Genomic DNA, 13,778 nt, shown 5'->3' on the forward strand with positions numbered 1-13,778 from the left:
TGCCCAATACCGCTCGGGGGTTCGGGCGCGCCGCGCACCCGCCACCGACTCATTTCCCCTGACGTAACGGGATGATGTTTAATTCCTGATTAACCACGACAGCGATCGTGGTTGAGCGGGCAAGCTTCGACAGTCCTGCCACTGAATCGTCCCTGGCATGAGTTCCTATCCGCCGTACCATGTCGCCATTTCTGCTTGAAATGGTGATTCCCAGAATTTTCGATCCCGTCAAGCGTTTCCGGTGGAAAACCGCCCAAATCGGCAAAAAAGGCCGACCAGCGGGTATTTGCGCTGTCTATCAGCTTTCGCTCAAGATGTAGGTGCGACCTGCCAAAAGACAAGGGCCGCGGGCTTTCCGGCGGGGGCCTATATGTACCAATAATGGCCTGAACGAGGCGCCCGGGCAGATTCGCCTCAAATCCAATCCATAACCACCTTGCCGGAATTGCCGGAACGCATCGCCTCGAAGCCGTCGCGGAACGCATCGATGCCGATCCGGTGGGTGATGACCGGCGAGAGGTCGAGCCCGCCCTGGACGAAGGCGATCATCTTGTACCAGGTCTCGAACATTTCGCGGCCGTAGATGCCCTTGAGGTTGAGCATCTTGAAGATCACCTTGTTCCAGTCGATCTCGAAGCCGGCCGGCGCAATGCCGAGGATGGCGATCTTGCCGCCATTGTTCATCTTGTCGATCATGTCGCGGAAGGCGGGTGCCGCACCCGACATTTCGAGCCCGACATCGAACCCTTCGGTCATGCCGATCGACCGCATCACATCGGCGAGGTTCTCTTTCGAGGCATCGACGACATAGTCGATGCCAAGCTTGCGGGCGAGATCGAGGCGCACCGGGTTGATGTCGGTGATCACCACCTTGCGGGCTCCCGAGCGCTTGGCGACCAGCGCGCCCATGATGCCGATCGGCCCGGCGCCGGTGACCAGAACATCCTCGCCGACCAGATCGAAGGAGAGCGCCGTATGCACGGCATTGCCGAAGGGATCGAAGATGGCGGCAATCTCGTCCGGCACATCATCCGGGATCGTAACGACATTATATTCCGGCAGGCAGACGAACTCTGCAAAGGAGCCCGGCCGATTGACGCCGACGCCGAGCGTGTTGCGGCAGAGATGCCCCCTGCCCGCCCGGCAGTTGCGGCACTTGCCGCAGACGATATGGCCTTCACCGGAAACCCGTTCACCGACATGGTGCTTGGTGACCGCCGAGCCGACCTTGGCGATCTCGCCCATGAACTCGTGGCCGACGACCATCGGTACGGGAATTGTCTTCTGCGCCCACTGGTCCCAATTCCAGATATGGACATCGGTGCCGCAAATCGCCGATTTCTTGACGCGGACCAACACATCGTTCGGCCCGACCTCCGGCACCGGCACGCGTTCCATCCACAGCCCGACCTCCGGCCGCGTCTTGACCAGCGCCTTCATCATGTTGGTCATTGCAAGATTACTCCTCCGCGTCTCACGCAGCTTTGCCCCTCACCCTAACCCTCTCCCCGCAGACGGGGAGAGGGAATCCCGCTGCGATCCGCCGCGCCGCCCCAAGTCCCCTCTCCCCGCGAGCGGGGAGAGGGCTAGTCCTCGGGTTAAACCCGAGGAGAGGGGCTACTCCTTCAAATCACGCCGAGATCGCGGCCGACCTCTTCAAAAACTGCGATCGCGCGACGCACGTCCGCCTCGCTATGCGCCGCCGACATCTGGGTACGGATGCGCGCCTGCCCCCTCGGCACCACCGGGAAGGAAAAGCCGATGACGTAGACGCCCTTTGCCAGCATGCGCGCCGCCATCTCCTGGGCCAGCGCCGCATCGCCCAGCATGACGGGGATAATCGGGTGCCCCTCGCCGGCGAGCGTGAAGCCGAGCTTTGACATCTCGGCCCGGAAGAGTGCCGAGTTCGCATAGAGCCGCTCGCGAAGCGCATCGCCGTTGTCGATCAAGTCGAAGACCTTGAGCGAGGCCGCAGCGATCACCGGTGCAAGCGTATTGGAGAAGAGATAAGGCCGCGAACGCTGGCGCAGCCAGTCGACGACCTCGGTCTTGGCCGAGGTATAGCCGCCGGAGGCGCCGCCGAGCGCCTTGCCGAGCGTACCGGTGATGATATCGACCCGGCCTTCGACGCCGCAATGCTCGGCCGAACCGCGGCCATGCTTGCCGACGAAACCGACCGCGTGGCTGTCGTCGACCATCACCATCGCGCCGTATTTCTCGGCCAGATCGCAGACGCCCTCGAGATTGGCGATGATGCCGTCCATCGAGAAGACGCCGTCGGTGGCGATCAGCTTGAAGCGGCTGCCTTCGGCCTTCTTCAACTCCTCCTCCAGCGCCGCCATGTCGTTGTTGGCGTAGCGGAACCGCTTCGCCTTGGAGAGCCGCACGCCGTCGATGATCGAGGCGTGGTTCAACGCGTCCGAGATGATCGCATCGTCCTCGCCGAGCAGCGTCTCGAAAAGCCCGCCATTGGCATCGAAGCAGGACGAATAGAGGATCGTGTCCTCCAAGCCGAGAAAGGAGGAGATGCGCGCCTCGAGTTGCTTGTGCTCCTCCTGCGTACCGCAGATGAAGCGCACCGATGCCATGCCGTAGCCGTAGCGGTCGAGCGCCTTCTTGCCGGCCTCGGCAAGCTCCTGGTTATCGGCGAGGCCGAGATAGTTGTTGGCGCAGAAATTCAGAACCTTTTCGCCGGAGGCGACTTCGATCTCGCCCGCCTGCTTGGACGTGATGACGCGCTCGGCCTTGTAGAGCCCGGCCGTTTTCAAGCCCTCGAGTTCCGAACGGAGGTGAGAAAGGAAAGCAGAGGTCATGGCTGGTCGCTTTCGAACAAAGGGGTTTGTCTAGACAAATAGCACGATGGCTAACGACGAACAGCAAATTCTCGCTGCATTGTCGAGGCGAAACGCGCGGGATTCAAGCGCCTTCCGCGCCGCCGACGCGGCGCTGCTGGATCCCTGTGACAAGCACAGGGATGAGGGAGGTGGGGCCTACGCCGAGACGGACGTGCGTAATGGCTTTACAGTCCATGCAGATAGTGAGCGACGTCTTCCCACTCCGGGTTCATCTGTTCTATCAGGTTCAGCTTCCATTTCCGCGGCCATTTCTTGATGGTTTTTTCGCGGGTGATAGCAGTTGTAAGCAGGTCGAACTCCTCGAACCAGACCAGTGTCTTCACGCCATACTTTGACGTGAAGCCAGGCGTCAGGTCGTTCTGATGCTCAAACAGACGATGCGACAAATCCCGCGTGACGCCCATGTAGAGCGTCCCGTTTCGCTTGGAAGCCAGAATGTAGACGTAACCTTTCATTGGCCGCAGCGTGCATATTGGACGGCATGTCAGCAAGTGAAAGTTGTCATGGTTGAACAGAGTGCAATCACCCCCGCCCTCATCCCTGTGCTTGTCACAGGGATCCAGCCACGGCGCGTCGGCGCCGTGAATGACTCGACGCGTCAGCCGCCCTCCTCAAAAGCATCGATCACCGCCAGAAAGGCCTCGCCGTAGCGCTCGCGCTTGCTTTCGCCGATGCCGGGTATGTCGAGGAGGTCGTCGAAATCGCGGGGTCGCTGCTTGGCGAGGGCGATCAAGGTCGTGTCCGGGAAGACCACATAGGGCGGGACGTTCAATTCCTTCGCGATCGAAAACCGCTCCGCCCGCAGCTTCTCGAAAAGCTCGAGGTCGGAACCGGCGAGATCCGAACGCTCGCGAGCCGATGTCGATTTCTGCCCGCGCGCCTTGCCGGAACTGGGCCGATCCTTGCGGAAGAGCACCTGTCGCTCGCGCTTGAAAACAGCGCGCGCCTCGGGCTCGAGCTTCATTGCACCGAAGGCGGCATGATCGACGGTGATCAGCCCTGCGGCCAGCAATTGGCGGAAAACCGATTGCCAGGTGCGCGCCGGCAGGTCCTTGCCGGCGCCGAAGACCGGCATATCGGCATGGCCGAAGCGCTCGGTCTTGTCGTTGACGGTCCCCATCAGCACGTCGATGACGTGCCCGGTGCCGAACCGCTCGCCGGTCCGATAAACGGCAGCGAGTGCCTTGATCGCCGCTTCCGTGCCGTCCCAGGTTTCGACCGGCTTCAGGCATGTGTCGCAGTGGCTGCAGCGGCCGGGATGCGCCTCGCCGAAATGCGCAAGGATCGCCTGGCGCCGGCAGCCGACCGTTTCGCAGATCGCAAGCAAGCTGTTGAGCTTTGACCGTTCGATGCGCTTGATCTCGTCCGGCGCGCCGCCCTCGTCTATCATGCGCCGGCGCTGGATGACGTCGGCCATGCCATAGGCCATCCAGACTTCCGACGGCAGCCCGTCGCGCCCTGCCCGTCCCGTCTCCTGGTAATAGGCCTCGACCGAACCCGGCATGTCGAGATGCGCCACATAGCGCACGTCCGGCTTGTCGATCCCCATCCCAAAGGCGACGGTCGCCACTAGGCAGAGGTTTTCCTCCTTCAGGAAGGCATCCTGATGCCGATCGCGCAAAGCGCGATCCATGCCGGCGTGATAGGGAAGGGCGCGAATGCCCTGCCCTGTCAGCCACTCCGCCGTGTCCTCGACCTTGGCGCGCGACAGGCAATAGACGATGCCACTCGAGTCCTTGAAGCGCGACAGGAAGCGCAGGAGCTGCTGGCGCGGCTGGTCGCGTTCGACGATCTCGTAGGCGATATTTGGCCGGTCGAAGCTGGTGGTGAACACCCGCGCGCCCTGAAGCGCCAGCCGCTCGATGATGTCGTCGCGCGTATGGTGGTCGGCGGTGGCCGTCAGCGCAACCCGCGGCACGCCGGGAAAGCGCGACGCCAGGCAATTGAGGCCGCGATACTCCGGGCGAAAATCGTGCCCCCATTGGGAGACGCAATGTGCCTCGTCGATTGCGAAGAGTGCGATGTCCATGTCGCCGATCATCTCGGCGAAGCCGTCGGTGACAGCACGCTCCGGCGTGACGTAGAGCAGGTCCAGTTCATCCGCCGAAAGCGCACGACGGACGGCGATCGCCTCATCGCGGGTGAGCGAGGAATTGAGCGCGGCCGCACGAATATCGAGCTGCTTCAGCGCCTCCACCTGATCGCGCATCAGGGCGATCAGCGGCGAGATGACAATGCCGACGCCTTTCCGACACAGCGCCGGTATCTGGAAGCAGAGCGACTTGCCGGCCCCGGTCGGGAAAAGTACGACGGCATCACCGCCTGCCACGACGTGTTCGACGACGCCCTGTTGCTGTCCGCGGAAAGCGGAAAAGCCATAGACGCGCTTGAGCACATCAAGGGGATTGGCGATGCCTTGCGTCTCGAACAGGCGCGCGGTGGTATGGGGGGTCTCAGGCATGGAATCGCCTCGTGAGCGCGTACGGAATTGGATTTTGGAAAGACGGAGCAACGCGGTCGGGAGATCGGCCTTTAGCCTCCGTCAACCCCTCCCCAACCCCTCCACACAAGGTGGAGGGGCTTCCGGAGCCGCTTCCTGGCCGCTTCTGCGTCAAGCCCCCCGCCTGATGCAGAAGGCTGAAAATGCGCCGGTCGGAGTCGCATGCGCCTAGCCCCTCCCCCTTGGGGGAGGGGTTGGGGAGGGGTGTCCAGATGACCGGGGTTCGCGAGAAGGTCTCACCGCGCCGCCGGCCCCTTCACTCTCCCCGAAAGCACGCCAAAGCCTTCGATGATTGCTTCCTGATTCTCGAGCCGGGTGACTTCCAATTGAACCTCGTTAAGGGTACGCAACAGCTGCGGTACGGCCTCGAGATCGGCTTCCTCGGTGGCATGCGCCAGTTCCCTTTCAAGCTCGCGGCGCTGCCAGTTGAGCGCCTTGGTGCGTTTGTGAAGCGCCAGCGCCTGCAGGTAGCCCTCGCGCGCATCCTCGGGTGCCGCGGCCGTCGTCGCGGTCCATAGCCGCGCATAGCGGATCTGCTGGTCCAGTGCGCCGATCAGGGTACCGAAACCCTCCGCCTCCAGTTGCTCGACGAGCCCTTCCCGAGTCAGCCGTGGGCCGTTCGCCGCCGCGGCGTTGAGAACCACCGCCCAGCAACGCTGCAGATCGCGATGATCGAACTCGATCGTCGAGATCTCGTCATATTCGTCGAAAAGCAGTTGCGGGTGGTTGACGATCGTCAGCGCAAGCACGCTTTCGCGCAGTGACGGCGCCGCCTGCTGACCACTGACAAGGGAGGAGCGCGCCAGCCGGTCGGAGATCGTGGTCGGGCCGGCGTTGCGCTCGCCGCCGGCATGGCGAAAGCCGCCGCCTTGCCGACCACCGCGCTCTCGCCCGCCCCGCTCGAACGGCCGCCGCTCCCCCCTGAACGGCGCACCGCCCTGCAGAAAGGCGTTCAGCCGGTCGCGCATGTCCTGGCCGTAATGGCGGCGCACGCTCTCGTCAGCAACGACCGAGGTCACCTGCCTCAACCGCGCTTCGAGCTCGGCGCGTTTTTCCGGCGTGTCGAACCCGCCGCCCTGAACCTCGCGCATCCAGACCATGTCGGCCAGCGAGCGGGCATTGGCAAGCACCTTGTCGAACGGCTCCCGCCCCTCATGACGGACGAGGTCGTCCGGGTCCTTGCCGTCCGGCAGCATGGCGAAACGGACGGAGCGACCGGGCTTCAGATGCGGCAGCGCCAGGTCGACGGCGCGATTGGCGGCCCGGATGCCGGCACCGTCGCCGTCAAAGCAGAGCACCGGCTGGGACGTCATCTTCCAGAGGAGATCGAGCTGGTTCTCGGTCAGCGCCGTGCCGAGCGGTGCCACGGCATTCTCGATGCCCGCCTGATGCAGCGCGATCACGTCCATATAGCCTTCGACGGCAATGATCGTGCCGGTTCCGCCGGCGCCCTGCGAGGCCCGCCTTGCCCTGGCGAAATTGAAGAGCACATTGCCCTTGTGGAAGAGCTCGGTCTCGTTGGAGTTCAGATATTTCGCCGGCGCATCGGGCGACATGGCCCTCCCTCCGAAGGCGATCACCTTCTCGCGCGCCGAGAGGATCGGAAACATGATACGGTCGCGAAAGCGATCGTAGGAGACCGGAACATCCGGCCCATGCACGACGAGACCGCAAGCCTCGATCTGCTCCTTGCCAACACCCTTGCCGGCGAGAAACTCCTTCAGCGCGTTGCGGCTGTCCGGTGCAAAGCCCAGTCGAAATGTCTCGATCGTCCGGCCGGTCAGGCCGCGCTCGCGCAGATAGGCACGCGCCTTCGCGCCCGTCGCGGTCTGGAGCTGGTCCTGAAAGAACTGCGTCGCCAGCTCCATGACGTCGAGCAGGCTCGTGCGTTCCCGCTCCCGCCGCTCGGCCTGCGGGTCCGGCTGCGGCATCGGGACACCGGCCATATCGGCGATCTGCTGCACCGCTTCGGGGAAGCTCAGGCCTTCGAGGTCGGTCAGGAAACGGAAATGGTCACCCGAAACATCGCAGCCGAAGCAATGATAGCGGCCCTTGCGGTCCTCGCAATGGAAGCTCGGCGACTTCTCGCCGTGGAAGGGGCAGCAGGCCCAATAGTCGCCGCGCGACACATTGGTCTTGCGCCGGTCCCAGGTGACGCGCTTGCCGATCACGTCCGAAATCGGAACGCGGTCGCGGATGTCGTCAAGGAAGGACGGTGAAAAGCGCATGGGTACCTCTGGCCAGCTTCCATATAAGCGGCATGGCGGGAGGAAGCCACCGTTCCCCGCCGGTCTTGCCCGCTTTTCACAGGCGATCACCGAAGGATGCGGGAAACAAGGGCCGCGCCCGCGGATAGCGCGAGGCGTAGCGGATTACTTCAACAGTTCCTTGAGGATGCTCGAAGCCTTGGCGAAATCCATCTGGCCGGGATAGCGCTCCTTCAGCGCGTTCATGCACTTGCCCATGTCGCGCAAGCCCTGGGCGCCGGTTTCCTGGATGATTGCGACGCAGAGCTCCCGGATCTTCTCCTCCGAAAACTGCTCGGGCAGGAACGCGTTGATGATGGTGATTTCCTGCCGCTCCTGCTCGGCGAGTTCCGGGCGGCCACCTTGATCGTAGATGCGGGCCGACTCTTCGCGCTGCTTGATCATCTTTGCGAGGATCTGCATGATCTCGTCGTCGCCGGCCGGATCCTTGCCCTGGCCGCGATTGGCGATGTCGCGGTCCTTGATGGCCGCCTGCATCAGCCGGACGGTCGAAGTCCGCCGAGTGTCCTTGGCTTTCAGCGCTTCCTTCAGGGCGTTTGCGAACTGCTCGCGCATCTCTTTCTCCATGCCGAAGCCGGCCCCAGCTGCTTGCGTCCGGACCGTTCGATTGCCTCATTGCTATCCTCGTCTTAAACCAGTGCGGCAGGTACAATCAAACCCAATGCGCAACTGGTTGAATTGTAACGAACTTTATTTCCGGCCAATTCACGGCCGCCGGTTGACCCGACGAACGCCTTTGTCTATTTTCCGGCACCTGCACGAACATCGGCATGAACCTCTTTCTCGCGGGGCTTCCGCGCGCCATGCCGCATGCAATTTGAAATGGGGCTGAACCGACCGGCTTGGAGCCGCGCCTTCCGCCGCAACGGGATAGGAACGATGACCGCGACACCCGCATGGACAACCCAGAAACCCACCGCTTTGCTCGTTCTGGCCGACGGCACGGTGATCGAAGGCAAGGGCATCGGCGCGACCGGCAAGGTTCAGGCCGAGGTCTGCTTCAACACGGCGCTGACCGGCTATCAGGAAATCCTGACCGATCCCTCCTATCTCGGCCAGATCGTCACCTTCACCTTTCCGCATATCGGCAATATCGGTGCCAATGACGAGGATATCGAGGATCTGACGCCCGCCGCCCGCCACGGCGCCGTCGGCGTGATCTTCAAGGCCGACATCACCGATCCCTCCAACTACCGCGCCGTCAAGCATCTTGACACCTGGCTGAAGGCACGCGGCGTCATCGGGCTCTGCGGCATCGACACGCGGGCGCTGACCGCCTGGATCCGCGAGAACGGCATGCCGAACGCCGTCATCGCCCACGACCCGGCCGGCGTCTTCGACATCGAGACGCTGAAGGCGGAAGCGAAAGCCTGGAGCGGCCTCGAGGGGCTCGATCTCGCCAAGGTCGCGACCTCGGGTCAGTCCTATCGCTGGAACGAGAAGCCCTGGGTCTGGAACGAAGGCCACTCGACACTTGGCGAGACCGAAGCCGCCTATCACGTCGTGGCGCTCGACTACGGCGTCAAGCGCAACATTCTGCGCCTCTTCGCCGGCCTCGATTGCCGGGTCACGGTCGTTCCGGCCCAGACGAGCGCCGACGAAGTCCTGGCCTTGAAGCCGGACGGCATCTTCCTTTCAAACGGCCCGGGCGACCCGGCCGCCACCGGCGAATACGCCGTACCGGTGATCAAGAACCTGCTGAAAAGCGATATCCCGGTCTTCGGCATCTGCCTCGGCCACCAGATGCTGGCCCTGGCGCTCGGCGCCAAGACCGAGAAGATGCATCAGGGTCACCACGGCGCCAACCATCCGGTCAAGGATCACACGACCGGCAAGGTCGAGATCGTCTCGATGAACCACGGCTTTGCGGTCGATTCGAAGTCGCTGCCGCAAGGTGTTGAAGAGACTCACATTTCGCTCTTCGACGGCACCAATTGCGGCCTGCGCGTCAACGGCAAGCCGGTCTTCTCGGTCCAGCACCACCCGGAAGCCTCGCCTGGCCCGCAGGACAGCCACTATCTCTTCCGCCGGTTCCTCAACCTCATCCGCGAGAAGAAGGGCGAACCGGCACTCGCCGAGCGCTGAGCACGCGGTTCCAGAATTATCATGAAAGGCCCGCCGCGTGTGCGGGCCTTCTGCTTTGTGGTATGGCGCAGCAGCCTATGTCAGCCCTCGCCAAGGCGAGCGGCCAGGAAATCGACGGTCGCGCGCACCGACGGTAACTGGCCGCGCCGATGCGGCATCAGGATGGTCGTCATCACTTTGCCCGCGGTCCATTCCGGCAGGATTCTGACCAGAGCGCCGCTTGCGATCTCGTCCTGGCAAAGCTTGCCGGGCAAGGTGGTAATGCCAAGTCCCGCCATCGCGGCTTCGCGCAGGACACGGGACTCGTCCGCTACGAAACGCGGCTTCGGTGAAACCTCCACGCTCGCACCATCGGCGTGCTCCATCGCCCAGCCGTCCGACGTCAGCGATGTCATCAGGCCGTCGTGTTGCGCCAGTTCCTCGGGCTCCGCGGGCATTCCCCGCTGGTGTAAATAGACAGGCGCGGCGACAAGCATTTTCGCTTGCGATCCGACGCGACGCTGGACGAGGCCGGAATCCGGAAGTGGCGCGAAATGGTCGCGAACGGCAAGGTCAAAGCCTTCCTGAACGATATCGACGAAGCGGTCGGTGGCGTGCAGGATCACGCGCAGCCTCGGATAGGCGAGCGCAAGCTGCGGCAGTATGGGAGCAAGCGAGAGCTGAGCCGTCGGCACCGAAGCGGTGATCCTGACCGCACCGCTCGGCTCGGCAAGCCGGCCCTTCACGATATTCTCCGCAGCCTCCGCTTCGATGAGCATGGCTGCCGCATGGCGATAGAAATCCTCGCCCGTCTCGGTCACCGAAAAGCGGCGCGACGTCCGATTGATGAGGCGGACGCCAAGGACCCGTTCGAGCTCGGCCACCCGCTTGCTGAGCGTCGATTTTGGCAGATTGAGCGCGCGCGCCGCAGCGGCAAAGCCTTTATGGTCGACCACGTGGACAAAGAAGATGAAGTCGTTCAGGTTCGCCATGATCACTCAATCGTCTACGCATGTGAACGATAGGTCCACATTTTCTGATCTAGCATATATTCGTCCACGAATGCACATCTACCTCATCGTCTGATTTGAACGAAGAGGAAGACATGACAATCTATCAAGGCAAGAAGGCCGTCGTGATCGGCGGCACGCATGGCATGGGGCTGGCGACCGTCACACGCCTCGTCGATGGCGGCGCCGACGTATTCTTGACCGGGCGCAACGAGGACAATCTTTCAAAGGTCAGGCGGGAATTCGGCTCTCGCGTACACACCCTGCGCTCGGACCTTGCCGATCTCAACGATATTGCAATGCTCGGCGCTGCCGTCGGCCAAAAGCTCGGCGCGATCGACCTGCTGCACGTCAATGCCGGCATCTCGGAACTGGAGACATTCGACAAGGTAAGTGAGGCATCCTACGACCGTCAGTTCGCGGTCAACACCAAGGGAGCCTTCTTCACCGTGCAGTGGTTGGCGCCGCTGATCCGCGAAGGCGGCTCGATCGTCTTTACGTCATCGGTTGCCGACGAGGGCGGTCACCCCGGCATGAGCGTCTACAGCGCCACCAAGGCGGCACTCGTCTCCTTCGCTTCCGTGCTCGCGGTCGAGCTTCTGCCGCGCGGCATCCGCGTCAACACGGTCAGTCCCGGCTTCGTCGACACCCCGACCAAGGGTGTGGCGGGCTTGAGCGATGCCGAACGCGCCGAGTTCAAGGCGCTCGGCGACACCGTCACGCCGATGAGGCGCAATGGCACCGCCGACGAAGTGGCACGCGCCGTTCTTTTCCTCGCCTTCGAGGCCACCTTCACCACCGGGGCAAAGCTCGCCGTCGATGGCGGCCTTGGCCAGAAGCTCTCCGCTGCCTGAGACCCGGTCAAAAGGAAAAAAAGATGAGCAAAATATCTGTTCTCGGCCTCGGCGCAATGGGTTCCGCGCTTGCCGCAACGCTCTTGCGAAACGGCCATTCGGTGACTGTTTGGAACCGCACGCCAGCGCGGGCCGAGCCGCTTGCAGCCGCCGGAGCGAGAATAGCGGCAAGCCCGGCCGACGCCATGGCCGACGCCGACCTCACGATTCTCTGCGTCGTCGACTACGCCGCCGCAAGGGCGGTCCTGGAGGAGGCGGAGGGCGCACTTGCCGGCCGCGACCTCGTCAATCTCACCAATGGCGCCGCGCGATGCGCAGGAATTGGCCGATTGGGTGGCGGCGAAGGGTGCCGCCTATCTCGATGGCGGCATCATGGCGATCCCGCCGATGATCGGCGAGGCCGGAGCATTGATCCTCTACAGCGGCTCGACCGCTCTTTTCGAGCGGCACAAGCCGTCGCTGTTGGCGCTCGCCGAAGGCCGCTTTCTCGGCGAGGATCCCGGCCGTGCTGCGCTTTATGACCTCGCTCTGCTTTCCGGCATGTATGGTCTCTTCTCCGGTTTCCTGCATGCCGGTGCGCTGGTGGTGAGCAGCGGCGCCGGTATGAGCGATTTTCTAACCCTTCTCCTGCCATGGCTCGAGGCGATGAGCGGCACCCTCCCCGACTTGGCCGGCAAGATCGATAGCGGCCTGCACGACCGCAATGTCGTCTCCAATCTGGCGATGCAGGCGATCGCCCTTGAAAATATTGTCCGCGCGAGCCGCGAGCAGAACGTCGCGCCGGACTTCATCAATGCCATGCGAAGGCTTACCGCCATGCGCGTCGACCAAGGCCATGGCGGCGACGACATCTCCGGAGTGATAGAACTGATACGGAGGCTGGAATGAGTGCGATTTCAATGGGATAGGACTACCGCCTGAATCGGCTTGGGCAGCTGTTGAATCGATTTCTAAGCACGAAAAAGCCCGCCGGGGACGGCGGGCTTGAAGTGTGTTGCTTTGTCCGTGCCGTTACTTGCAGGCGCCGCAGAAACGCTGGATGCGGCGGCAGGCTTCCTCGAGCAGTTCCTCGGAGGTCGCGTAGGAGATGCGGAAGTTCGGGCCGAGACCGAAGGCCGAACCGTGCACCACCGCGACGCCTTCCGATTCCAGAAGCTCGGAGACGAAATCCTCGTCGGTCTCGATGACCTTGCCCGACGGCGCGGTCTTGCCGATCAGCCCGGCGCAGGAAGGATAGACGTAGAAGGCGCCTTCCGGCGTCGGGCAGGAGATGCCCTTGGCCTGGTTCAGCATCGACACCACGAGATCGCGCCGGCCCTGGAAGATCTCCTTGTTGCGCGGGATGAAATCCTGCTCGCCGTTCAGCGCCTCGACGGCGGCCCATTGCGCGATCGAGGTGGCGCCCGAGGTCTGCTGCCCCTGGATCATGTCCATCGCCTTGATGAGCGGCAAGGGGCCAGCGGCATAGCCGATGCGCCAGCCGGTCATCGCGTAGGCCTTGGAGACACCGTTCATCGTCAGGGTACGGTCGTAGAGGCCGGGCTCGACCTCGACCGGCGTTGCGAACTTGAAGTCACCATAGGTCAGGTGCTCGTACATGTCGTCGGTCAGTACCCAGACATGCGGATGTTTCATCAACACGTCGGTCAGCGCCTTGAGTTCGTCATGCGAATAGGCAGCACCCGACGGGTTCGAGGGTGAGTTGAAGACAAACCACTTGGTCTTCGGCGTGATCGCCTTGTCGAGATCCTCGGCCTTGAGCTTGAAGTTGTTCTCCTGCTTCGTCGAAACGAAGACCGGAGTGCCGCCGCAAAGCGCCACCATTTCCGGATAGGAGACCCAGTAGGGCGCCGGGATGACGACTTCATCGCCCGAATTGAGCGTTGCCATGAAGGCGTTGAAAAGAATCTGCTTTCCGCCGGTGCCGACGATCGTCTGCGCGGCGGTGTAGTCGAGGTTGTTCTCGCGCTTGAACTTCTTGGCGATCGCTTCGCGCAGTTCCGGAATGCCGGAAACCGGCGTGTACTTCGTCTCGCCGCGGTTGATCGCGTCGATCGCTGCCGTCTTGATATTGTCCGGCGTGTCGAAATCCGGCTCCCCGGCTCCGAGGCCGATAACGTCGCGACCTTTTGCCTTCAACTCGCGAGCTTTCTGCGAAACGGCAATGGTGGCTGAGGGCTTTACACGGGAAAGGGCATCGGCAAGGAAGGCCATGGTGTGAGGTCCTG

The 13,778-nt window shown here is 62.9% G+C and carries 10 protein-coding genes and 1 pseudogene; 3 read left to right on the forward strand and 8 right to left on the reverse strand.

The window, feature by feature from the left end; all coding sequences use genetic code 11:
- Window positions 1-414: 414 nt before the first annotated feature.
- From tdh to N181_RS20410, 6 genes are all read right to left on the reverse strand, one after another.
- Window positions 415-1,452, reverse strand: coding sequence for an L-threonine 3-dehydrogenase (gene tdh, locus N181_RS20385; RefSeq protein WP_014329071.1), 1,038 nt, complete (start codon window positions 1,450-1,452; stop codon window positions 415-417).
- A 173-nt stretch (window positions 1,453-1,625) separates the two neighbouring features.
- Window positions 1,626-2,813, reverse strand: coding sequence for a glycine C-acetyltransferase (locus tag N181_RS20390; protein WP_060563782.1), 1,188 nt, complete (start codon window positions 2,811-2,813; stop codon window positions 1,626-1,628).
- Between the two features lie 206 nt (window positions 2,814-3,019).
- Window positions 3,020-3,310, reverse strand: coding sequence for a GIY-YIG nuclease family protein (locus N181_RS20395; RefSeq protein WP_014329073.1), 291 nt, complete (start codon window positions 3,308-3,310; stop codon window positions 3,020-3,022).
- 143 nt (window positions 3,311-3,453) lie between these two features.
- Entirely contained in the window at window positions 3,454-5,316 is a 1,863-nt protein-coding gene (recQ, locus tag N181_RS20400; protein WP_014329074.1) for a DNA helicase RecQ, read from the reverse strand.
- A gap of 275 nt (window positions 5,317-5,591) precedes the next feature.
- Window positions 5,592-7,583 (reverse strand): DNA primase, encoded by a 1,992-nt coding sequence (dnaG, locus tag N181_RS20405; protein ID WP_037396763.1) that lies wholly within the window; start codon window positions 7,581-7,583, stop codon window positions 5,592-5,594.
- Between the two features lie 144 nt (window positions 7,584-7,727).
- Window positions 7,728-8,177, reverse strand: coding sequence for a GatB/YqeY domain-containing protein (locus N181_RS20410; RefSeq protein WP_037396760.1), 450 nt, complete (start codon window positions 8,175-8,177; stop codon window positions 7,728-7,730).
- Between the two features lie 324 nt (window positions 8,178-8,501).
- Here N181_RS20410 and carA point away from each other — a divergent pair, with 324 nt between their 5' ends.
- A complete protein-coding gene (gene carA / locus N181_RS20415) occupies window positions 8,502-9,707 on the forward strand; it encodes a glutamine-hydrolyzing carbamoyl-phosphate synthase small subunit (protein WP_037396757.1) in 1,206 nt (401 codons plus the stop codon).
- A gap of 80 nt (window positions 9,708-9,787) precedes the next feature.
- Here the strand turns inward: carA and N181_RS20420 are convergent, their stop codons facing one another.
- Window positions 9,788-10,678 (reverse strand): LysR substrate-binding domain-containing protein, encoded by an 891-nt coding sequence (locus N181_RS20420; protein WP_037396836.1) that lies wholly within the window; start codon window positions 10,676-10,678, stop codon window positions 9,788-9,790.
- A 113-nt stretch (window positions 10,679-10,791) separates the two neighbouring features.
- Here N181_RS20420 and N181_RS20425 point away from each other — a divergent pair, with 113 nt between their 5' ends.
- A complete protein-coding gene (locus N181_RS20425) occupies window positions 10,792-11,550 on the forward strand; it encodes an SDR family oxidoreductase (RefSeq protein WP_037396755.1) in 759 nt (252 codons plus the stop codon).
- A 23-nt stretch (window positions 11,551-11,573) separates the two neighbouring features.
- Window positions 11,574-12,438: pseudogene (locus N181_RS20430) on the forward strand (NAD(P)-dependent oxidoreductase).
- A gap of 123 nt (window positions 12,439-12,561) precedes the next feature.
- Here N181_RS20430 and N181_RS20435 read toward each other — a convergent pair.
- Window positions 12,562-13,764, reverse strand: coding sequence for a pyridoxal phosphate-dependent aminotransferase (locus tag N181_RS20435; protein WP_014329081.1), 1,203 nt, complete (start codon window positions 13,762-13,764; stop codon window positions 12,562-12,564).
- Window positions 13,765-13,778: the final 14 nt, after the last annotated feature.

The organism is Sinorhizobium fredii USDA 205 (genome assembly GCF_001461695.1).
Taxonomy (GTDB): domain Bacteria; phylum Pseudomonadota; class Alphaproteobacteria; order Rhizobiales; family Rhizobiaceae; genus Sinorhizobium; species Sinorhizobium fredii.

Bases quoted from the DNA above. Each gene is read 5' to 3' on its own strand.
- N181_RS20390 (WP_060563782.1), bottom strand. From the start codon at position 2,813: ATGACCTCTGCTTTCCTTTCTCACCTCCGTTCGGAACTCGAGGGCTTG.
- recQ (WP_014329074.1), bottom strand. From the start codon at position 5,316: ATGCCTGAGACCCCCCATACCACCGCGCGCCTGTTCGAGACGCAAGGC.
- N181_RS20420 (WP_037396836.1), bottom strand. From the start codon at position 10,678: ATGGCGAACCTGAACGACTTCATCTTCTTTGTCCACGTGGTCGACCAT.
- tdh (WP_014329071.1), bottom strand. From the start codon at position 1,452: ATGACCAACATGATGAAGGCGCTGGTCAAGACGCGGCCGGAGGTCGGG.
- N181_RS20395 (WP_014329073.1), bottom strand. From the start codon at position 3,310: ATGAAAGGTTACGTCTACATTCTGGCTTCCAAGCGAAACGGGACGCTC.
- N181_RS20425 (WP_037396755.1), top strand. From the start codon at position 10,792: ATGACAATCTATCAAGGCAAGAAGGCCGTCGTGATCGGCGGCACGCAT.
- N181_RS20435 (WP_014329081.1), bottom strand. From the start codon at position 13,764: ATGGCCTTCCTTGCCGATGCCCTTTCCCGTGTAAAGCCCTCAGCCACC.
- carA (WP_037396757.1), top strand. From the start codon at position 8,502: ATGACCGCGACACCCGCATGGACAACCCAGAAACCCACCGCTTTGCTC.
- dnaG (WP_037396763.1), bottom strand. From the start codon at position 7,583: ATGCGCTTTTCACCGTCCTTCCTTGACGACATCCGCGACCGCGTTCCG.
- N181_RS20410 (WP_037396760.1), bottom strand. From the start codon at position 8,177: ATGCGCGAGCAGTTCGCAAACGCCCTGAAGGAAGCGCTGAAAGCCAAG.